Source organism: Neobacillus sp. WH10 (assembly GCF_030123405.1).
Lineage (GTDB): Bacteria > Bacillota > Bacilli > Bacillales > Cytobacillaceae > Neobacillus.
This window is the reverse complement of record NZ_CP126110.1, coordinates 4,394,852-4,415,567: the sequence shown is the minus strand read 5'-3', so window position 1 is coordinate 4,415,567 and position 20,716 is coordinate 4,394,852. Positions and strand designations below refer to the sequence as shown.

At 39.1% G+C, this 20,716-nt stretch carries 18 protein-coding genes and 1 riboswitch; of the genes, 10 read left to right on the top strand and 8 right to left on the bottom strand.

Translation table 11 applies throughout. The features are described 5' to 3' along the window. Positions 1-5 precede the first annotated feature (5 nt). The 3 genes from QNH20_RS21600 to QNH20_RS21590 are packed head-to-tail and all read left to right on the top strand — an operon-like array spanning position 6 to position 2,455. On the top strand, positions 6-1,019 hold the full coding sequence (locus QNH20_RS21600; protein WP_283919995.1) for an ABC transporter ATP-binding protein: 1,014 nt from the start codon (positions 6-8) through the stop codon (positions 1,017-1,019). After that, positions 991-1,977 (top strand): ABC transporter ATP-binding protein, encoded by a 987-nt coding sequence (locus QNH20_RS21595; protein ID WP_283919994.1) that lies wholly within the window; start codon positions 991-993, stop codon positions 1,975-1,977. The genes QNH20_RS21600 and QNH20_RS21595 overlap by 29 nt, the downstream gene beginning before the upstream one ends. A 13-nt stretch (positions 1,978-1,990) precedes the next feature. After that, positions 1,991-2,455, top strand: coding sequence for a hypothetical protein (locus QNH20_RS21590; RefSeq protein WP_283919993.1), 465 nt, complete (start codon positions 1,991-1,993; stop codon positions 2,453-2,455). Here the strand turns inward: QNH20_RS21590 and QNH20_RS21585 are convergent. The 3 genes from QNH20_RS21585 to QNH20_RS21575 all read right to left on the bottom strand — a co-directional run bounded on the left by QNH20_RS21585 (position 2,442) and on the right by QNH20_RS21575 (position 4,369). After that, the gene (locus QNH20_RS21585) at positions 2,442-2,660 is read right to left on the bottom strand and encodes a hypothetical protein (protein ID WP_283919992.1); all 219 of its coding nucleotides are present in this window, start codon (positions 2,658-2,660) and stop codon (positions 2,442-2,444) included. The two genes, QNH20_RS21590 and QNH20_RS21585, sit on opposite strands and share 14 nt — an antisense overlap. Positions 2,661-2,726: 66 nt before the next feature. Beyond that, positions 2,727-3,941 carry an MFS transporter gene (locus tag QNH20_RS21580; RefSeq protein WP_283919991.1) on the bottom strand — a complete coding sequence of 405 codons (1,215 nt, stop codon included), beginning with the start codon at positions 3,939-3,941 and terminating at the stop codon, positions 2,727-2,729. Positions 3,942-3,955: 14 nt separating this feature from the next. Then, on the bottom strand, positions 3,956-4,369 hold the full coding sequence (locus QNH20_RS21575) for a MarR family winged helix-turn-helix transcriptional regulator (RefSeq protein WP_283919990.1): 414 nt from the start codon (positions 4,367-4,369) through the stop codon (positions 3,956-3,958). Positions 4,370-4,420: 51 nt separating this feature from the next. Here QNH20_RS21575 and QNH20_RS21570 point away from each other — a divergent pair, with 51 nt between their 5' ends. Then, positions 4,421-4,603 (top strand): hypothetical protein, encoded by a 183-nt coding sequence (locus QNH20_RS21570; RefSeq protein WP_283919989.1) that lies wholly within the window; start codon positions 4,421-4,423, stop codon positions 4,601-4,603. 266 nt (positions 4,604-4,869) lie between these two features. Here the strand turns inward: QNH20_RS21570 and metH are convergent, their stop codons facing one another. From metH to QNH20_RS21545, 5 genes are all read right to left on the bottom strand, one after another. Then, complete coding sequence (gene metH / locus QNH20_RS21565) at positions 4,870-8,319, bottom strand: methionine synthase (RefSeq protein WP_283919988.1); 3,450 nt, start codon at positions 8,317-8,319, stop codon at positions 4,870-4,872. Further along, complete coding sequence (locus tag QNH20_RS21560; RefSeq protein ID WP_283919987.1) at positions 8,297-10,159, bottom strand: bifunctional homocysteine S-methyltransferase/methylenetetrahydrofolate reductase; 1,863 nt, start codon at positions 10,157-10,159, stop codon at positions 8,297-8,299. Before QNH20_RS21560 ends, metH begins: the two co-directional genes overlap by 23 nt. Further along, positions 10,156-11,349: a cystathionine beta-lyase gene (metC, locus tag QNH20_RS21555; RefSeq protein ID WP_283919986.1), complete on the bottom strand. Its 1,194-nt coding sequence runs from the start codon at positions 11,347-11,349 to the stop codon at positions 10,156-10,158. Before metC ends, QNH20_RS21560 begins: the two co-directional genes overlap by 4 nt. After that, a complete protein-coding gene (locus tag QNH20_RS21550) occupies positions 11,349-12,461 on the bottom strand; it encodes a methionine biosynthesis PLP-dependent protein (protein ID WP_283919985.1) in 1,113 nt (370 codons plus the stop codon). The genes metC and QNH20_RS21550 overlap by 1 nt, the downstream gene beginning before the upstream one ends. 80 nt (positions 12,462-12,541) lie before the next feature. Next, a riboswitch (SAM riboswitch) is annotated at positions 12,542-12,658 on the bottom strand. Positions 12,659-12,710: 52 nt separating this feature from the next. Next, the gene (locus tag QNH20_RS21545; RefSeq protein WP_283919984.1) at positions 12,711-13,079 is read right to left on the bottom strand and encodes a helix-turn-helix domain-containing protein; all 369 of its coding nucleotides are present in this window, start codon (positions 13,077-13,079) and stop codon (positions 12,711-12,713) included. Between the two features lie 784 nt (positions 13,080-13,863). On the opposite strand from QNH20_RS21545, the gene QNH20_RS21540 reads away from it, so the two are divergent. From QNH20_RS21540 to QNH20_RS21515, 6 genes are all read left to right on the top strand, one after another. Then, on the top strand, positions 13,864-15,687 hold the full coding sequence (locus tag QNH20_RS21540; protein ID WP_283919983.1) for a polysaccharide biosynthesis protein: 1,824 nt from the start codon (positions 13,864-13,866) through the stop codon (positions 15,685-15,687). A 190-nt stretch (positions 15,688-15,877) separates the two neighbouring features. Beyond that, positions 15,878-16,993 (top strand): DegT/DnrJ/EryC1/StrS family aminotransferase, encoded by a 1,116-nt coding sequence (locus QNH20_RS21535; protein WP_481858113.1) that lies wholly within the window; start codon positions 15,878-15,880, stop codon positions 16,991-16,993. Positions 16,994-17,076: 83 nt separating this feature from the next. After that, positions 17,077-17,814: a YveK family protein gene (locus QNH20_RS21530; RefSeq protein WP_283919981.1), complete on the top strand. Its 738-nt coding sequence runs from the start codon at positions 17,077-17,079 to the stop codon at positions 17,812-17,814. Next, a complete protein-coding gene (locus QNH20_RS21525; protein WP_283919980.1) occupies positions 17,783-18,475 on the top strand; it encodes a CpsD/CapB family tyrosine-protein kinase in 693 nt (230 codons plus the stop codon). Before QNH20_RS21530 ends, QNH20_RS21525 begins: the two co-directional genes overlap by 32 nt. Positions 18,476-18,592: 117 nt before the next feature. Further along, positions 18,593-19,357 (top strand): tyrosine-protein phosphatase, encoded by a 765-nt coding sequence (locus QNH20_RS21520; protein WP_283919979.1) that lies wholly within the window; start codon positions 18,593-18,595, stop codon positions 19,355-19,357. Positions 19,358-19,522: 165 nt separating this feature from the next. Then, positions 19,523-20,677 carry a glycosyltransferase family 4 protein gene (locus QNH20_RS21515; RefSeq protein ID WP_283919978.1) on the top strand — a complete coding sequence of 385 codons (1,155 nt, stop codon included), beginning with the start codon at positions 19,523-19,525 and terminating at the stop codon, positions 20,675-20,677. Positions 20,678-20,716 lie beyond the last annotated feature (39 nt).

Below are 20,716 nucleotides of genomic sequence, written 5' to 3'. Positions count from 1 at the left end.
TTGAAATGGAGAACAAAACGATGTTACTGGATGTAAAAAACCTCCGTACCAATTTTTATAATGATAAAGCAAAAACGGAAGTGATCCGCGGCATTGACTTTACCGTTCAAAAGGGTGAAATATTAGGGATTGTCGGTGAGTCAGGAAGCGGAAAAAGTGTCATGGTGAAATCGATACTTGGAATTGTTCCGAGTAATGCAAAAGTGGAAGCCGGAGAGATTGTTTTGGATGGAAAGCATATCGAAAACCTATCCAAAAAGGAAAAGAGGGCAATTAGAGGCCGGGAGATTGCGATGATTTTTCAAGATCCCATGACGGCCCTTAATCCATTAAAAAGAGCAGGCGATCATCTTGTTGATCTTTTAACAAGAATTAGAGGCATGAACAAGAAGGAAGCAACGAAAGAGGCGGTTGAACTGCTAAGATTGGTAGGAATTCCTTCTCCTGAAACAAGAGTAAAGCAATACCCTCATGAATTCAGCGGAGGGATGAGACAAAGAGTATTAATTGCGATGGCGCTGGCGTGCAATCCGAAGTTGTTGATTGCCGATGAACCAACAACCGCCCTTGATGTTACGATTCAGGCGCAAATTCTAGAATTAATAAAAAAACTGCAGCAGGAAAACGACATGTCAGTTGTGTTCATTACACATGACCTTGGAGTAGTAGCGACGATTTGCAGTCGGATTTTAGTGATGTACGCAGGAATGGTGATGGAAGAAGGATTGGCACATGAGATCTTTTATTCACCGAAACATCCATATACAAAGGCTTTATTGAATTCAATTCCAAGAGTGGACGGCGAAAAAACAAGATTAAAGCCAATAAAAGGTGCCGCCCCATCACTACAACAGATAAATGCAGGATGTCCATTTGCCGAACGGTGTGAATTTGCAATGGATAAATGTTTTACTAACTTACCGGAATACAAAAGCTTCTCAGCTACCCAGAAAAGTAGGTGCTTTTTAGCAGGGGAAGGAGACAGGCTAGATGACAACGACAAATCAAAAACTTATTGAAGTGAACAATTTAAAAAAATACTTCCCATTAAAAGCTTCGATATTTACAAAAAATAAACCTTTTGTTAAGGCTGTCGATGATGTATCCTTTCATATTTATAAAGGGGAAACGTTTGGTCTTGTTGGTGAATCTGGGTGCGGTAAATCCACACTAGGAAGGACACTGAATCGTTTGTACGAACCCACCTCGGGCGAGATACTATTTGATGGCAAGGATATTGCCACCCTAAACAATAAAGAACTTCAACCGTATCGAAAAAGAATGCAAATGATTTTCCAAGATCCCTATTCATCACTTAATCCATATATGAACGTTGAAGAAATCATTGATGAACCACTGGAGATTCACACACAACTCGCCAAAAATGAACGAAAAGATGTCATTATTGATATTTTGAATAAAGTCGGTCTGAAGAAGGAAGACTTGGACAAATTTCCGTATGAATTTAGCGGCGGACAGCGGCAAAGAATTGGCATTGCCAGGGCATTATCGATTAATCCTGATTTTGTGCTTTGTGATGAGGCGATATCGGCACTTGATGTATCGATTCAAGCACAAGTGATTAATATGTTAGAAGATTTACAGAGTGAGATGAAGCTTACTTATTTGTTCGTTGCCCATGACTTATCAATGGTCCGTCATATCTCTAATCGGATTGGTGTCATGTACCTCGGACAAATGGTTGAGATATCAAAGAGCGACGAACTATACGATAAACCGCTGCACCCATACTCGCAAGCTTTGTTGTCTGCGATTCCAATTCCAGACCCAATCAAAGCCCAAAATAGTAAACGCGAAATTATTTCAGGAGAGCTCCCTAGCCCAATAGAGATGGACAGGGGCTGTCGTTTCAGGTCTCGTTGTCCATTTGCAAAACCAATTTGTGCTGAAGTAACTCCGCAATTAAAGGAAATTGCTGGAGAGCATTTGGTCGCTTGCCATTTATATGAAAGTTAGAGGGAGAGATGAAATGGAAAAGGTAAAGTTAGCCTTAAATTATGGGCTTATGCTTGAAATGATGAGAGTAAAAGGACTAGATAACGAAGCGATTGTCGGGCTATTACATGAAGGAAATGAAGAAGTACTCGAGAGCTTTGGAGAAGGAATTCCGACTTGGAAAACGCTGGTGGACTTCTACCAATTGAATAAAGTAAAAGTTGACCAAGCCATTATGGAAGGCTACGAAATGTCTTTTTTGACGAAAGGAGCCCTTAAATCGTTGTTGTCGATTAAATTTGCCATGAAGGAAGGCGAAGATTTCGTTGATACCGGTGAGTTTTTAGATCATGTCAAAATAACAAGTAATAATCTTCAGTCACTTCGTGAAGTTATCGCGAAAAACTGGACCATTGTGTTGTTAGAAGAGGATCTTGATCAAGAAGTCCATGTAGTGAAAATTGAGCTCACACATAAACCAATTTTCAGTAGAAAGTAATTGTTTTTATTATGTAAAAAGAACCATCATATCCGTCCTTGGATTGATGGTTCTTGTGTTTAAAATGATATAAATGATCTTTTTTCGTCTTGGTCATTCTTGTGCGCATATCTGTAAAAACATACTCACTTCGCTTTGCTTCCGGATTTATGTTTCCTTCACGAACAAGTTTTTCTCTCAATTTCTTGGCTTTGGATTTTGCCATAAAAATCCCTCCTCTATTAAGTTACATTCCATTATATAACATTTGGAGGAGTTTGTTTAATAAATTTTAGATCTCTTGCATTTTTGCTTGCCGCTGATTTTCTACTTTTACTGAAGTGCGTTGCTTCTTCATATGAAGGAAGTAATAAAGTGCTGCCCCAATTAAAATATAGAAGGAACAAAAGAAATATAGAGTGCTATAATCCATTTTTACCGCGATAATACCAACAATGAAAGAACCTAGTGCAATGCCCGTATCATAGATAGATAGGAAAGTAGCTGTTGCCATGCCTCTTTTTCTAGGCTCGGCATCTTGAATGGCAATGGTTTGGAAGGTAGGAAATAAAGTTCCCCATCCTAAGCCAATCATTCCTGCTGAAAGAAGGAATGTGAATGTCCCATTACTTTGGCTTAATACTAACATCCCAATGGCAAAAAGAGCAATACATGGAAAGCTGATTACATTTGGTCCATATTGATCGAGCCATTTTCCTGTAAATGGCCTTGAAAGTAATAAAACAATGGCATAGACAACAAAGAAAAGACTCGCAACGTTTGCCAAGTGAATTTCAGTTGCATAGATCGACACAAATGAAAGAAGTGCAGAATAAACAATTCCCATGAAGCTTCCTACAATCGCGATGGGAACGGCAGAAGCTTCGAAAAGGTTTCGGAATGAAAAAGATGAAGAAACCTTTATCTCATGAGGCTGTTCTGTTTTCGTGACCTTAACACTTAGCCCGGTAAGTAAGGAACAAATTGCAACAATGACACTAAGGATAAATAATGTTTGGGATCCCCATTGTTGGATGGAGAACAAGCCAACAAATGGGCCTATTACCATTGCTATATTTGTTGACATAACAAAATATCCCATTCCTTCACCTCTACGTGAGGCTGGAATGATATCGGCTACGATTGTACCCACAGCCGTCGTGGCCATGCCAAAGCCAATCCCATGCAGCAGGCGAACAATCAGAAAACCTGTGATTGTTTTTGGGAAAATGTATAGAAGTGAAGCGCCGGCAAATAGAATAAGTGCTATTAACAATACTTTTTTATGACCTTTACTTTCAAGCCATTGCCCGGCAAGCGGACGTGAAACGATAGCAGAAAGCAAAAATACCGTTGTCATAAGCCCCGCTACTGAAGAACTGCTATGCAATTCATCCATTGCGTAGGATGGAAGTGTCACGAGCAGGATATAAAAAGTTAAAAATAGGAAAAAGTTACTTAAGGAAACACTGATAAAATCTTTGCTCCATAGTTTTGATTTGTTCATTCAATGCACCTCTGTTATAAAATTTGCTGTAACCAGCTGTTTTGTAGTTTTAAAAGTTCTTCTTGTGATGCCTCTGGAAAGTTATTCAGCAAACCCTGATTTACTTCATTTACGACCCTTACCCATCTTGGGTATTCATTTATTGCTTCATCTGTTAATTGAACATGTTTCTCCCGTTTGTCCTTCCCTGGAACCTGTTTCACATATCCTTGTTTTACTAGCCGTTGAATAGTTCGTGTCATAGGCGGAGCTTCAACAAATAAATAATCACAAAGTTCTGTTTGCGTAAGTGACCCTCTTTTTTTGAGAGTAAAGATAACGGCCCACTGGGCACTGTATAGTCCCAATGGCTTTAAAGCTTCATTGAGTTTGTTGGTAAGAAGGCGTGAAAGCTGATGAAGAGTATGGAATAATTCGTGGCTTATCATAATGCGCTCCAATTTTTCAAAATAGTTACCTAGGTAACTATAAGGGCAATAGTGAAAAATGTCAAGGATGTTCATAAAAAAGTAGAGACTGATCAGTTCGCGGAATACCACCGTGTTTTGGCGGAATTACGTAGTGCATTGGCGGAAATCAATCTTAGATTGGCGGAATTACGTAGTAGTTTGGCGGAAAAAATAAAAAATTTGGCGGAATACAACTGCTTTTTTGCTGAATAAAATCATATTGGCGGAAATACGTGCTAATATGGCGGAATTCAATTATATTTTGGCGGAATTAATCGGAATTCGCGCGGAATAACTATGAAAGTTGGCGGAATTAATCGGTAAATCCGCTGAATGATCAATGAAATACCTGGTAAATAATGCGAAAACCACATGAATAAATAAAAAAATCATGAATAAATAAAAAAAACATGGAATAAATAAAAAAATCCCGCGGAATTCTGAAACATTCCGCGGAATAATCCTTATCTCGTTTTATTTTATCTTAACACATTAAAATACCTTGCTTCCGGATGGGCAAACACCATAGCAGAAACAGATGCTTCAGGCTCCATCATACAGCCCTCTGTTAACTGAATCCCAATTTCCTCCGGTTCAATCAGCTTGAACAGCTTCTTTTGGTCCTCTAAATCAGGGCAGGCCGGATAACCAAACGAAAATCGTTGTCCTTGATAATGAGCGGCAAATCGATCCTGCATCGAAAAATCAAGCGGGTCAGGGAATCCCCAGCGGTCACGCATTTGCCGGTGAATCAACTCGGCAAAACCTTCCGCAGTCTCTAATGCAAGTGCCTGAAGAGCATGACATTCAAGAAAGCGTCCCTCAGCCTTCAATTGATCGGCTCTTTCGCGAATTCCTCTGCCAGCCGTTACGGTGAAGAAGCCAACATAATCTTTAACACCGCTATCAACCGACTTTAAAAAATCTGCTAAACAAAGATGGGGTGCAGACTCTTGCCGTGGAAAATCAAATGTTTCAATAATACAGTCCGGATTTTCCGGGTCATAGATATAAATCTTGTTCCCATCCGATTGTGCCGGGAAAAACTGATAAGCCGCCGCTGGCGTAATCCAATGATTTGCACTGGCATCCGCTAACAAATGGTCAATGACTTCTTTTACTTTTACCGCCTTTTCGTCCCGCTCAGCTAGTAATTTCGCAATTTTGCCCTTCACACCAAGATGGTGACCAACCAGCATTTGCATATTAATATAAGGTTCAATATGGGAAAGGGAATAGGATTTCAACACATGCCTTTTCGTGTCCAGTGGGGTAAAGACAGGCACCTCTGTGGAAATGGCTGGCTTCACCTTCACCGCGACAGACCCACTCGACCGGCTTGGTAATTCTTTTGGAAGATCGATTGCCGCCAGTTTTTCTGCTCTATCAGCAAGCAGCTTTTGATGCTCCTCAGGGGACTGCAGCTGATTGGCAAGTGCTAAGCCTGTCATCGCATCCTTTGCATAAAGAACAAGGCCATCGTATTCCTTCGAAATTTTCGTATCCGTAAATTTCCGGGATAGTGCAGCACCGCCAACTAAGATTGGCAGGGAGATTCCCGCTTCCTTCATATCCTGAGCGGTTAATACCATCTGCTGCGCAGATTTCACCAATAAGCCAGATAACCCGACCATATCAGGTTTTTCCTCGCGAATGGCCTGAACTAATTCGGTAGGTGTCACTTTTATCCCGAGGTCGTGCACCTGATAGCCATTATTGCTCAGGATAATCTCCACTAAGTTTTTCCCAATGTCATGAACATCGCCTTTAACAGTTGCTAAAATAACTTTTCCTTTAGAAGCGGAAACATCACCTTTTTCCATATGAGGTTCTAAATGAGATACTGCAGCCTTCATCACTTCCGCACTTTGCAGAACTTCAGCGACAATTAATTGGTTGTCATTGAAAAGGCGTCCGACTTCCTTCATTCCATCCATCAGTGGGCCGTTAATAATATCAAGCGGGGCTGGGTAGGTTTCAAGAGCAAGCTCTAAATCAGGCAGTAAGCCTTCTTTTGTACCCTCAACCACATAATAAGCAAGCCGCTCATCCAAGCTCATATTTGGAACCGTTGCCTTTGACTCTTTCTTTTTACCCCGATAAAATTCAGTAAAGGTCGCAAGTGTCTCATCCGTTGTCTCAAAAAGAAGGGACTCTGCTAGTTGAACTTCTTCCTTGGAAATCGACGCAAACCGTTCCAATTTCTCGGTATTGACAATCGCATAATCAAGCCCTGCCAGTGTACAATGATAGAGAAACACGGAATTCAAGATTTCTCTTCCAACCGGCGGCAGTCCGAAAGATACATTACTAATACCAAGAATGGTTTGTACCCCTGGAAGGTGCTCCTTGATTAACCTGATTCCTTCGACGGTCGCTTTTGCGGACTCGATATATTGCTCATCACCAGTACCCACTGGAAAAACTAAGGGGTCAAAAATTAAATCTTGTGGTTTAAGCTTATATTTATTCACTAACATGTCAAAGGAACGCCTGGCAATTTCCAGTTTTCGCTCAGCCGTAACACCCATACCTTCTTCATCGATGGTGCCAACGACAACTGCAGCACCATAGCGGTGAATCAATGGCACTACCGCTTCAAACCGTTCCTCACCATCTTCGAGATTTATTGAATTGATAATCGCTTTTCCTTGTGAATATTTCAGTGCCCTTTCGATGACTTTTTCATCTGTTGAATCAATTACAAGAGGAACCTTGATTTTCTTGACAACTTCTTTGATGAAATTTTCCATATCTACAAGCTCATCACGGTCCGGATCCGCAAGGCAAAGATCAATTACATGCGCACCGCCCTTAACTTGGGCCCGGGCAATTTCCGAGGCTTCTTCAAATTTCCCCTCTGTTATTAATCGTTTGAATTTCCGTGAACCAATAACATTCGTTCGTTCTCCAACCATAATAGGTCTTAAAGTCGGATCGTCGTATATGAAAGGTTCAATACCAGAAACCATATGAAGAGACGCTGGTTGGACTTCCCTTGGCTGAAACTCTTTCATCGCCTCAGCAATTGCCTTAATATGTTCAGGTGTCGTACCACAGCACCCGCCGACAATATTCAGCCAGCCATGGGCGGCAAAATCAGAAAGTTTTTTCGCAAGTGTTTCGGGCGATTCATGATAGTGTCCTTCTTCATCTGGAAGGCCGGCATTCGGATAACAGCTAACTGCAGTGGATGCAAGCCCTGCAAGCGATCGGATATGATCCTGCATAAATTCCGGTCCGGTTGCACAGTTCAGACCGACTGCTACAGGGTTCATATGCTCAATAGAAATATAAAACGATTCAATCGTTTGTCCCGCAAGTGTTGTCCCCATTGGCTCGATTGTTCCCGAAATAAACAACGGCAGTATTTTTCCTGTTTTTTCAAAAGCATTTTGGATCCCGACAGAGCCGGCTTTCACATTCAGCATATCTTGACTCGTTTCAAGCAGGAGCAAATCAACTCCGCCGTCAATCAAACCAATTGCTTGTTCTTCGTAAGCAGCAGATAGGGCGTCAAAGGTGGTTCCGCCGGTGACACTTAATGTTTTCGTTGTCGGTCCCATTGATCCTGCTACATAGCGGGGCCACTCATCGGTTGAAGCCTTCATAGCTTCTCTGACAGCAATTATCGCTGCAATTTTATTAATTTCATAGGCTTTATATCCTAACTCATATTCATCAAGGACAATACTCGTTGCTCCGAACGTATTGGTTTCGATAATATCGGCGCCAGCATCTAAGTATTCCCGGTGAATGTTTGCAATAACTGAAGGAGCGGTTAAATTTAGGTATTCGTTGCAGCCATCATACTGTTCGCCGCCAAAATCTTCAGGCGAAAGCTCTGCCTGTTGGAGCATCGTCCCCATTGCCCCGTCCATGACGAGGATACGCTTTTTTAGTTGATCAATAAATGATGTTTTCGGCATAGCTGCTCCCCCTCAATTCACTGGCACGCATTCTAGCATAAAGGGCCAGTTCAACAGTTAATTCATAGCGTAAAAATGGTGTAATTAAATAAATCCCGTTAAATAAATCCAATGCAGTATCAATGAGTGATTTAGTAATAGCAATTCCTTCTTTAGCGGCCTGAAGTGGGTTATCATTCAAGCTAGCCATCCGATCTCGTATTGAATCAGCAATTTTTATTCCGGGAACTTCATTATGAAGAAACTCAGCATTTTTACTGCTAATCAGCGGCATTAAGCCAATATAAATAGGTGAACTCAGGTGTTTTGTATTTTCGTAGATTTCCAGCAATTTTTCCTCAGAAAATACGGGCTGAGAGATAAAGTAATCAGCACCATAGTGAATTTTTTTCTCAAGCCGCTTCACCGCTTTTTCAAGTGAGCGGACATTCGGGTTAAAGGCTGCGGCAATACTGAATGCCGTTTTTTGCCCCAAGTCTTTTCCGGAAAAAGAAAGACCTTCATTTAATTGCTTAATCATTTGAATCAATTCAAATGAAGACACATCGTAAACGGATGATGCTCCCGGAAAATCACCGACTCGTGCCGGATCACCTGTAATGGCAAGAACGTCATTCAAGCCAAGTGTGTGCAGACCCATTAAATGGGACTGCAGGCCAATTATATTACGGTCGCGGCATGAAATATGAATCAATGGCCTCAGGCCCAATTCCTTTTTCACTAAGTAACCGAGGGATTCGTTGGAAATCCGTACGGTCGCAAGCGAATTATCTGCCAGCGTGATGGAATCAATTCCTGCTTCTTTCAATGCTTTAGCTCCTTCGAAAAACTTCGTTGTATCCAGTTTTCGAGGCGGGTCCAATTCTACGATCACCGACGGTCTTTCTTTCACGATTTCCTGAAGAGGAGCATATTCCCTTTTGGCATCCGTAATTTCAACATTTTTTTTCTTTGGTTTCAATTTTACAACTTTTTCAGTAACGGGAACACAATTCTTAAGCTCGGAGGCAAACGCCTTAATGTGTCCCGGTGTTGTCCCGCAGCAGCCGCCGAGAAGGCGGACCCCTTGATTACGGAATGATCGGGCAGATTTTTGAAAATATTCTGCATCCCCTTCATAATGAAACTTTCCGTCTATATAGGTTGGCAAACTGGCGTTTGGATAGGCAGAAAGAAACGCATGCTTCGGAAGTTCAATTTGCTCAAGTGTGAGCAGCATATGATGCGGTCCGAGCCGGCAATTGAGACCAATTACATCTGCTCCAAGGCCTTCCAGTCTCGTTATTGCCTCATTAACTGACATTTGATTTTGCAAAACTCCCGGTTCTTGAAGGGAAACCTGTGCGACAATAGGCAGCCTTGTTTCCTTCCTCGCAATAGTAAGAATAGTTTCAAGCTCTTCAAAGTCGTAAAAGGTTTCCAGCAAAATGCCGTCAACCCCTTCAAGCAATAGACAATATAATTGTTCGCGGAAGCTGCGCTTTAATTCCTCAATCGAAACGGAGTCAGGCTTTACCCCGCGATTACCGCCAATCGTTCCGAGTACATAAGCATTGTTTTGGGCTGTTTTTTTAGCATTTCGAACAGCAGCACTGTTAATTTCCTTGACAGAATCTTCGAGACCATACCGCTGAAGTTTTAAATAGTTGGCGGCATACGTGTTTGTTTGAATAACGTCAGCACCTGCATCAATATAGGCTTTATGGATATTTTGGATCTGATCCGGCTGCGAAAGGTTCAGCTCCTCAAAACAACAATCCGTTCCATACGAATAAAGGAGAGTGCCCATGGCTCCATCAGCAATTAAGATTTGATTGTTTAATTTCTCTAAAAAACTCATTTCGATTCTCCTTGTTGTCCTACTAATTGCCCTTCACGGACAGACACGAGTGCCTGAGAAAAATCCTTGATTAAATCATCTGGATTTTCAAGACCAACGGATAAGCGAAGCAAGCTATTTTTAATGCCACGCTTTTCTCTTTCCAGCTGTGGCATAGCTGCATGCGACATTTTTGCCGGATAGGATAAAATAGATTCGACCGCACCGAGGCTGACTGCAAATACCGGTATTTTAACGTTGGATACAAACGAACGAACTGCAGCTTCATTAGCCAGTTCAAATGATAGCACCGCACCGGGACCATATGCTTGGATCTGCTGCAAATCATGCTGCGGGTGATCTATAAGAGCAGGGTAATAAACTTTTTTAACAAGCGGTTGTTTTTCAAAAAAACTAGCAATCTCTATTGCCGACTTTTGAGATTGTTCAAGTCGGACGTGAAGAGTTTTTAGCCCCCTTAAAACAAGCCAGGCATCCTGAACGCCAAGAATCGCACCAAAAGAATTTTGCAAAAAGGCAAGTCTTCTTGCTAAGCTTTCATCCTTGACGACTGCAAGTCCTGCAACGACATCACTGTGCCCAGATAAAAATTTGGTCGCACTATGAAGCACGACATCAGCGCCAAGCGTTAATGGCTTTTGCAGTGCGGGAGTAAGGAAGGTATTGTCGACAAAGGTAAGAGCATGATTCTCCTTCGCTAATTTGCTGATTGCATGTATATCAGTTACTTTCAATAAGGGATTAGATGGTGTTTCCACATAAAATGCCTTGGTATTAGGCTTGATCGCCAGTTTTAACTGCTCTAGGTCTGTCATATCGACAAAGCTATGTTCAATTCCAAAACGTGAAAGTACTTCTGTGACCATTCGATACGTACCGCCATACACATCCTCTGTGATAACAACATGATCCCCTTTAGAGAGCAAAAGAAATGCGGTAGAAATAGCAGCCATTCCTGATGAAAAGGCGAATCCCTTAACACCGTCCTCTAATTCTGCAATTACATCCTCGAGTGCTTCTCTTGTCGGATTTAAACTGCGGGCGTAATCATATTTACCAAAGCTGTCCACATCAAATTGATGGAAGGTGGACGCGTGTTGGATTGGCACGCTTACAGCACCTGTTGCCGCATCGATTTTATGACGATTATGAAGAAGCCTTGTTTCAAAGCAATATTCCTCGCATTCCATCAAATAATCACTCCTTCACTGATATGAGCAAAAGCTTCCTTAAGGTCAAAAATTAAATCCTGTACATCCTCAATTCCAACAGAAAAACGCAATAACCTATTGCACACGCCTGCTTGGATCCTAATTTCTTCAGGGATATCGGCATGTGTCTGTGTTGCTGGATAAGTAATAAAGCTCTCAGTACCGCCAAGGCTCTCCGCAAATGTTATTAGCTTTAAGCCTTGTAAAAATGGATTAATCCATGATTCTTCTTTTAATCGGAAGGAAACCATTCCGCCACGGCCAGGGTAAAGGACATCTGTCACAGCTTCATGATAGGACAGAAATTCAACGATTTTCTGTGCATTTTTCTCATGCCTATCCATTCGAAGCGACAAAGTCTTCATGCCGCGCATTAACAGCCAGGAATCGAATGGACTTAGGACTCCGCCGGCTCCATTATGATAAAGAGCCAGTGATTCGCAGAGTTCTTTCCCTTTCGCCACAATAAGCCCAGCAAGAACATCATTATGACCCCCTAGATATTTCGTTGCACTATGAATAACGATATCGGCTCCAAGTGCAATGGGCTGCTGCAAAAGGGGAGTATAGAAGGTATTGTCAACAATCAGTAATAGTCCGTGCCTCTTGGCAATTTCTGAAACAGCGGCTATATCAGATTCCTGCATAAGGGGGTTGGTTGGAGTCTCGAGAAAGATCGCCTTTGTATGAGGTGTAATCTTACTTTCAATCTCTTCCGGATTACATGTGTTGACATAGTGGCATCTCAATCCCCATTTTTTATAGCCTTGTTCTAGTAAACGGTACGTGCCGCCATATAAATCCTCACTCACCAGCCATTCATCACCAGATTGAAATAAAGACAGGATCGTGAAAATGGCTGCCATCCCTGAGCTGCAGGCAAATCCTTGGTCACCGCTTTCCAAATCAGCAATCGTTTTTTCAAGGAGCTGGCGTGTTGGGTTCCCGGTTCGTGAATAATCAAATCCAGTTGATTGCCCAATTCCGGAATGGCGGTAGGCCGTTGAAAAATAAACGGGCGGATTAACAGTTCCTGTTGCTGATTCACTGCGATTTCCAATTTGGGCAAGTTTCGTTTCAATTTTGTACATAACGCACACTCCTTCTATATAATAAAAAAAAGCCTTCTTTAAGAAGAAGACTTTTGAAAAACACGACCAAATTGTCATTCTTCTTATCTTGCAAATTAGTTAAAAATTTGCAGGACTTAGCACCTTTTCAATGATTGACATCATTGAAGGTTGCTGAGGCGTCACAGGGCCATTCCCTCAACCTCTCTTGATAAGAAATCAATATTTAGATTATTTATAAAATTTACTACAAAGCGGGCATACTGTCAATCAGTTTTTGTTATTCTTATTATTTTTTTCCCAGTTTTTAAATTTAATAAAGTTGATATATTCTCTAAAATCCTCTTTATTCATCCCATCATTAATAGCCTTTTCAATTATTCGCTTCCACTCATTATCCAAAAGCACTTTCCCATTATTATTCAATTGATCTTCTGCTTTGTCGATTCCAGTAAGTAAATATTCAATCGAAACATCTAAAGGTTTCGCTATTTTCATTAAAAAATGAATAGATGGATTTTTATTAAGACTCCGCTCAATATTGCTCAAATAGGATTTAGAGACATTGGCAAGTTCAGCTAGCCCTGTAAGGGAATAGCCTTTTTGTTTCCTTAGTTTCTTAATTCGGTTTCCAATCATAGGCATCTCCTTATAAACAAATTTAATTTATATGTATAAAGGATTGCAAAGTTTCCAAGGACACCGTTGTAGCTGATAGGTATTTTATAAAATGATACGCAGTAAGAAGATGCTTTTTAATCGCTTTCAATAAAAAAAGCTAAACTTTTTTCCATTATTGATATTATAAATCATAGGAAGTTCTTTTTAAAGAACGTTTTTGCTGTAGGAAGGTAGATTTATTATAAATAATTAATGAAGGACAGAAAAAACACTAAATGAAGTCTTTACTTTATTTTTGGTATGTTATCTTATTAAAAAACAGTGTTTTACGATTAAAATGCAAGAAAATAACGGATTGACTTGTTCTTTATTAAGAATTATCATTGGGGTATAGAAATACACTTTTATCGGAGGGAATTTATTTTTTTCGATAAGTTATTTTTAAAGAACAAATTTAATATACTTTGAAGGATAATTTTTTATCTAGTAAAGAACAAAAAGATAAATTTGAATTTTTTTATTCTGGTTGTTCTTTGGTAAGCACGTAAATGTTCTTTTTTTTATAAATTGGTGATGTCTTCTAACCACTATCAATGAAGGCACTCGGTCATATTGTGGGTTGAAATAGACCTTAGACGCTGGTCGTCGAGAGTGTGATGTGAGGAGGGGTTAGATGCCCATCTTATTGAAATTTTTCATTGTAAGGTCTCATAAAGGCCCTATAATGAAAGAATTCAATTAAAAAAATGAAGCCATTGAGGAACAGTTTAAAAACAATCAGATTCGAGAAAGGAGGGAGGATATGACTTATAAACAAAGGCTGTCATTATTTTTCTCTTTGGATTCATTGATTGTCTTATCAGCAATTTTTTTTAGCAGATTTTTAGTAAATGCTACTGTCCATGTCATTACACCTCCGATAGTTGTAACTTCTTTAGCACTCATCATGAGTCACCACATCCTTTCATTAATTCTAAAACTTTATAAAAAAGTATGGGAATATGCCAGCATCGGAGAACTATTAGTAATTTTTAAGGTGGTTACTTTTTCTATATTTGTAGCTGCTTTTATACAGAAAATTTTAACTAATGAAATACAATTTAGGTTGCTGGTTGTTACTTGGTCACTTCATTTATTATTTATTGTTAGTTCTCGGTTTTGTTGGAGATTGTACCGTGATTCCTTTATGAACAAGACAGAGAATAAAAAGAGAACGCTCATTGTAGGTGCCGGAGCAGCAGGAACAATGGTTGCGAGGCAGCTGCTAAAAAATCAAGAAGCAGATCTTCTTCCGATTGGATTTATTGATGATGACATTCATAAACAAAAATTGGATATTTTAGGAATGCCGGTTGTTGGCGGGGTGCGGTCCATAAAAGAAGTAGTCCCAAACCTACGTATCGAAAATATTATTATTGCTATTCCTTCATTAAGTAGAAGAGAGCTAACTACTATTTTTCAAGAATGTATAAAAACTTCTGCTAAAACTCAAATTCTTCCGATGCTGGAAGATTTGGTAACTGGAAAGCTTTCAGTTAGTCAATTCCGAGACGTCCAGGTGGAAGACCTTTTAGGCAGGAAACAAATAGAACTTGATATTGCATCGATTTCAAAATACCTAAAAGGTAAAACGGTGTTGGTTACTGGTGCCGGCGGATCTATTGGCTCAGAAATTTGCCGCCAAATATGCCGATTTAATCCAAAAAAATTAATTCTATTAGGACATGGAGAAAACAGTATTTATTCAATTGATATGGAACTAAAAGAAATCTATAGTGGATTGCCTATCGAATTTATAACAGAAATTGCTGATTTACAAGATGCGGAGAAAATGGAATCGGTTGTAAGGGTTCATAAGCCAGATGTTGTTTATCATGCTGCAGCACACAAACATGTACCTCTGATGGAACTCAACCCTGAAGAAGCAGTAAAGAATAATGTGATTGGCACGATGAATGTGGCGAAGGCAGCCAATTTGTATGGAGTTAAAACCTTCGTTATGATTTCCACTGATAAAGCAGTTAATCCAACTAGTGTTATGGGTTCAACGAAAAGACTGGCAGAAATGATTGTTCAGTCTATGGATAAAGGGAGCAGTACAAAGTTTGTCACCGTTCGCTTCGGCAATGTATTGGGGAGCAGAGGAAGCGTTATTCCATTATTTAAAAGGCAAATTGAACAGGGTGGCCCTGTTACTGTAACTCATCCAGAAATGGTTCGTTATTTCATGACAATACCTGAAGCTTCAAGACTTGTAATTCAGGCTGGTGCCCTGGCCAAGGGCGGGGAGATCTTTGTACTGGATATGGGGGAGCCTGTTAAAATTGTCGACCTTGCTAAAAATCTCATTATATTATCCGGAAACTCTGTAGAGGATATCGGGATAAAATTCACCGGAATCAGATCGGGAGAAAAGCTATTTGAAGAGCTATTAAAAGAAGATGAAGAACAGGAAAAACAAATTTACCCGCAAATTTATATTGGTAAAACCTCAAAACTATATATTCAAGAAATTGAAGAGTTCCTTTCATTCTTCTCTGGCATGAAAAAAGAGGAAATTAGGGAAAGGCTTATTCAGCTTACTAATCAACAAGAGGGAAAGTCAAAAGTTTCTGTCTCAATTTAAGCGGAATTTTTCAATTAACTTCAGAGGCTATTGCAGAACATAATTTTAAAAAATCAAAGCACTTTGGAAAGAATAATGAAGAGATTAAAAGAATATGGCAGTGATATTTTTAGCTACGGTTTAAGTATTGGAGGTGTATAGTTTGTTGCAAACAACGAAGAAAAGTAGAGTTCTACTTTCCCCTCCCCATATGAGTGGGGAGGAAATGAATTATATCCAGGAGGCATTCGAATCGAATTGGATTGCTCAACTAGGCCCAAATGTTGAGGCATTTGAAAAGGAAATAGCCAGTTATATAGGCGTTAATGATGCGATTGCCGTGAGTTCAGGAACCGCGGCGATTCATCTGGCACTTTCTTTATTGGATGTTCGACGAGGAGATACTGTATTTTGCTCAAGTCTAACCTTTGTTGGGTCTGCTAATCCTATCTTGTATCAGGGAGCAGTGCCCGTATTCATTGATTCAGAACCGGATACTTGGAATATGTCCCCCTTAGCGTTAGAGGAAGCATTTATAGCTGCTGTTTCTAGCGGTAAACTGCCAAAAGCTGTCATTATCGTTAATCTTTATGGACAATCCGCGAGAATAGATGAGCTTGTTTCCATTTGTCATAAATACAGTGTCCCTATCATTGAAGATGCGGCAGAATCTCTCGGAGCTAAATATAAAGAAAAAGCAAGCGGGACATTTGGAGAGTTTGGAATCTTTTCATTTAATGGCAATAAAATTATTACAACTTCTGGCGGCGGCATGCTTATTTCCAATAATTCTGAGGCAATAAGCAAAGCTCGATTTTTATCGAATCAGGCAAAGGACCCTGCCCCATATTATCAGCATAGTGAAATCGGTTATAACTACCGAATGAGCAATATTTTGGCTGGAATCGGTAGAACTCAGTTAAGACTATTGAAAGAAAGAATCCATGCAAGAAGGGCTATTTTTAAGACCTATCAGCAGGAATTAGCGCACCTGCCTGGAGTTTCTTTTATGCCGGAATTAGCTGGCACATTTTCGACTCATTGGCTGACTGCTTTAACAATTGATATAGGTAAAACCGATGTTTCTATTAGAGACTTACTTGACTGCTTAGAGGCGGAGAATATAGAAGCAAGAAATGTTTGGAAGCCTCTTCATATGCAGCCGATTTTTAGGAATTGCAAGTACTATTCACATAACAAAAATGAGAGTGTTTCAGAAAAACTTTTTAAAACAGGGATTTGCTTGCCATCCGGTTCAAGCATGACATTGGAGGATCAAATGAGAGTGATTATCTGTTTAAAAAGGAGAATTAAAAAAACTTATTAATCGTTTATTCTATTAAAAATATTATTTCCAGCTATTTTTGGAACTTATAAATGGAGGAAAACATGGAGGGCACTTTTAGTTTAATGGATATAGTAAAGACGCTTAAAAAGCGATGGAATTTAATTTTACTAACAACTTTGTTGGCAGGTTTAATTGGGATGATTGTTTCTTTTTATATTTTGAAACCTGTATATGAGGCATCTACACAAATTCTTGTGAATCAGAACAGTTCTGACGCTCCAATTGATATCAGACTTTTACAAGGCAATGTTGATTTGATTAATACGTACAGTGTAATCATAAAAAGTCCAGCGATATTGGAAAAAGTTATCGATACGCTGAATCTCAAACAAAGTGTGGCGGAGCTTAATGAAAATCTTATAATTAAAAGTCAAGAGAACTCACAAGTTTTTACTTTAGTTGTTGAAGACCGCGAGGCGGCCGAGGCAGTAAAAATTGCCAATGCAGTTTCTGAAATCTTTCAAAAAGAAATCCCAAATATTATGAACGTCAATAACGTGAGTATTCTCGCAAAAGCGGAATTAAATGAGAAACCTGTACCCGTTAAACCTAATGCATTATTAAATATTGCTATCTCAACTGCAGCAGGCTTGCTGGCTGGAATTGCTTTTTCACTCGTGTTGGATTTACTGGACAATACACTGAGAGATGACAAAGATGTTGCCGTATATCTGGGTCTTCCTGTTCTTGGGTCTATTAAAGAAATATCAAAAAATGATATAAAAGGGATGGAAAAATCAGTATCCCAAAAATTGGGGAGTGAAACTATTGGCCAGTTGGTTGAAAAAAAAAGTCAATAAAAAAGTTAAATTAATTTCATATCATAATTTGAAATCGCCCATTACGGAACAGTATCGGCTGATAAGAAATAATTTACATTTTGCCTCAGTGGATAAAGAAATAAAAACAATAGCAATTACATCCCCAGAGCCCTCGGACGGGAAGTCTACAACATCTGCCAATTTGGCCATAGTACTGGCACAGCAAGGAAAACAGGTGCTGCTTGTTGATGGAGATTTAAGGAAGCCATCCATTCATTATACATTTAACGTTAGTAATATTGATGGATTAACAACTGTTTTGACAAAGGATATAGCCTTAGTTGAAGCAATATCAAAGACACATATCCCTAATTTAGATATTTTATCAAGCGGCAGTATACCTCCTAACCCATCTGAACTATTAAATTCAAAATCTATGGAGATCATCATGGATGAACTAAAAATTCTATATGATTATATTATTTTTGATACTCCTCCAATACTTCTGGTTACAGAGTCACAGATTATGGCGAGTAAATGCAATGGAGTCATTCTGGTCATAGCCAGTGGAAAAACTAAAAAAGAAAAGGCAATGAAAGCGAAGGAGTTACTAGAGCAGGCAAATTCCCAAATACTTGGTGTTGTAGTAAATGGTGTGAAGGCGAAAGGTGATTTCTATAGCTCCGACTATTATGGTTAAAGAATTACTCATCTAACGGAGCACTTATCAAGAGGGGGGTGAAGTAAATAAATAGAATCTCTCTAGGTTAAAAGGACTTCATTCTTTTATCTCTCGTTTTTAGGGGGTCCAGTATGAATGATCGATATACATTGTCATATTCTTCCTTCATTTGATGACGGTCCTAAACAAATTCATGACTGTATAGTGATGGCCAAAACAGCTGTTGACGCTGGAATAACCCATCTATTCGCGACACCACATCATCGAAACGGCTTTTATGACAATTCAAAGAGCAGTATTTTGGAAGGGGTACTAGAATGCAATAAGCGTTTACAACTGGAGAATATTCCACTTACCGTCCATCCAGGCCAAGAATTAATGATCCACCGGGAAATATTTATTTCACTTAAAAATAACGAATTACTGACTCTTGATGATAAGGGTAAATACTTATTATTAGAACTTCCTTCTTGTGAAGTTCCAGCATATACCCAGGAAGTTGTTTATGAGCTGTTGTTGAAAGGAATTACACCGATTATTGCTCATCCTGAGAGAAACTGGAGTTTTTTAGAGAATAATAATCTTCTATTTACATTAGTCCAAGAAGGGGCATTGACGCAGCTAACTTCAGGAAGCATTATCGGCCATTTTGGGAAAAAGGTTAAATCCTTTTCTGAAAAAATCATCAAACATAATTTGGCACATTTTGTAGCAACAGATGCCCATAATATTGGGACAAGAGGATTCTGCCTGCATGATGCTTATGAAATGATCACAAAGAAATTTGGAATTGATCGTACCTTTTATTTCAGGGAGAATGCTGAGCTCCTCATAAGAGGTCAACACCCTTATATTGAAAAGCCGATTCCAATTAAACGGAAAAGATTAGGTGTTTTTTAGTTGTCAAGGGTAACCAGAATCGGCTGAAATAGAGTAGAAGTCAATGCTTACAAAAGATGAAGAGCTAAAGCCAAATTTTTCAAATTATTAAACAGGATAAGCAAGCGGCTTATCCTGTTTTAATTTTAAAATAATCATTAAAAAAGCATGAAATGAGGGGGGAAAATGAAAGTACTTGTTATTTCCTCAGACACAAAGTCACTAATTGATTTCAGAAGTGAATTAATGATTGAAATCATAAATCAGGGAAATGAAGTGGTGGCTGTAGCTCCTGAAAATATTTTTCTGGAAGAGTTTGAAAAAATTGGGGTGAAATTTTGCCAAATATCATTTCATCGGACAAGTAAAAACCCTTTTAATGATCTGAAATATTATATTAACCTTTTAAAAGTTATTAAAAAGGAAAATCCAGACATAATTTTTAGCTATCATATGAAGCCGGTTATCTATGGTTCTATGGCAGGTAATAAGAGTAATGTAAAATGTATTTATTCTCTTTTCCCAGGTCTAGGTTATACATTCAGTAAAATTGACAATCCTAGTTTAAAAGATAAACTCTTGCAAAAAATAATCATTTGGCTTTTGAAACATGCTTGTAAGCACAATAACTTGGTATTCGTTCAAAACCCAGACGATCGTCAAGAACTTATTGAAAATCGAATCATACCAGAGGATAAATGTGTAAGGGTCAATTCTTCTGGAGTTGATTTAAATAAATATACACCAGTTAAACTTCCTGCAAAACCAGTTTTTATCATGGCAGCTAGACTTTTAAAAGATAAAGGAGTGTTTGAGTATATAAATGCTGCAAATCATGTAAAACAAAAATATAATCATGTGGAATTTTTACTATTAGGACCAATTGATTTAAATCCAAACTCCATTAATGAACAGGAATTAAATGAACTATTAAGTGACGGATGTGTAAAATATCTCGGTCATGTAAATGATGTTAGACCGTATATTTCTCAAGCTTCTATATTTGTCCTTCCATCTTATTACAGAGAAGGCGTACCCCGATCTATCCAAGAAGCGATGGCTATGGGAAGAGCTATTATTACCACCGACTCTATTGGATGCAGAGAAACGGTAAAGCATGGGTATAATGGTTTGTTGACTAGACCAAAGGATACAGATGATTTAATAAATAATATGGAATATCTTATTCAAAATCCTGGAGAAATTAGTAGAATGGGCGAAAACAGCATTAAATATTGCAAGGAAAAGTTTGATGTTAAACATGTAAATAAACAAATGTTGTCTGCAATGGGGATTTACGATATTACGAATGAAAAAAAACAATTGTTGGCTTCCCGATAAGCATTGTCTGGAGTTTGTTGGTATTTAACGGAGGAGAAT

Excerpts from the sequence above, each read along its gene's own strand:
- QNH20_RS21600 (WP_283919995.1), top strand. The coding sequence starts at position 6 with ATGGAGAACAAAACGATGTTACTGGATGTAAAAAACCTCCGTACCAAT.
- QNH20_RS21595 (WP_283919994.1), top strand. The coding sequence starts at position 991 with ATGACAACGACAAATCAAAAACTTATTGAAGTGAACAATTTAAAAAAA.
- QNH20_RS21590 (WP_283919993.1), top strand. The coding sequence starts at position 1,991 with ATGGAAAAGGTAAAGTTAGCCTTAAATTATGGGCTTATGCTTGAAATG.
- QNH20_RS21585 (WP_283919992.1), bottom strand. The coding sequence starts at position 2,660 with ATGGCAAAATCCAAAGCCAAGAAATTGAGAGAAAAACTTGTTCGTGAA.
- QNH20_RS21580 (WP_283919991.1), bottom strand. The coding sequence starts at position 3,941 with ATGAACAAATCAAAACTATGGAGCAAAGATTTTATCAGTGTTTCCTTA.
- QNH20_RS21575 (WP_283919990.1), bottom strand. The coding sequence starts at position 4,369 with ATGATAAGCCACGAATTATTCCATACTCTTCATCAGCTTTCACGCCTT.
- metH (WP_283919988.1), bottom strand. The coding sequence starts at position 8,319 with ATGCCGAAAACATCATTTATTGATCAACTAAAAAAGCGTATCCTCGTC.
- QNH20_RS21560 (WP_283919987.1), bottom strand. The coding sequence starts at position 10,159 with ATGAGTTTTTTAGAGAAATTAAACAATCAAATCTTAATTGCTGATGGA.
- metC (WP_283919986.1), bottom strand. The coding sequence starts at position 11,349 with ATGGAATGCGAGGAATATTGCTTTGAAACAAGGCTTCTTCATAATCGT.
- QNH20_RS21550 (WP_283919985.1), bottom strand. The coding sequence starts at position 12,461 with ATGTACAAAATTGAAACGAAACTTGCCCAAATTGGAAATCGCAGTGAA.
- QNH20_RS21545 (WP_283919984.1), bottom strand. The coding sequence starts at position 13,079 with ATGATTGGAAACCGAATTAAGAAACTAAGGAAACAAAAAGGCTATTCC.
- QNH20_RS21540 (WP_283919983.1), top strand. The coding sequence starts at position 13,864 with ATGACTTATAAACAAAGGCTGTCATTATTTTTCTCTTTGGATTCATTG.
- QNH20_RS21535 (WP_481858113.1), top strand. The coding sequence starts at position 15,878 with ATGAGTGGGGAGGAAATGAATTATATCCAGGAGGCATTCGAATCGAAT.
- QNH20_RS21530 (WP_283919981.1), top strand. The coding sequence starts at position 17,077 with ATGGATATAGTAAAGACGCTTAAAAAGCGATGGAATTTAATTTTACTA.
- QNH20_RS21520 (WP_283919979.1), top strand. The coding sequence starts at position 18,593 with ATGATCGATATACATTGTCATATTCTTCCTTCATTTGATGACGGTCCT.
- QNH20_RS21515 (WP_283919978.1), top strand. The coding sequence starts at position 19,523 with ATGAAAGTACTTGTTATTTCCTCAGACACAAAGTCACTAATTGATTTC.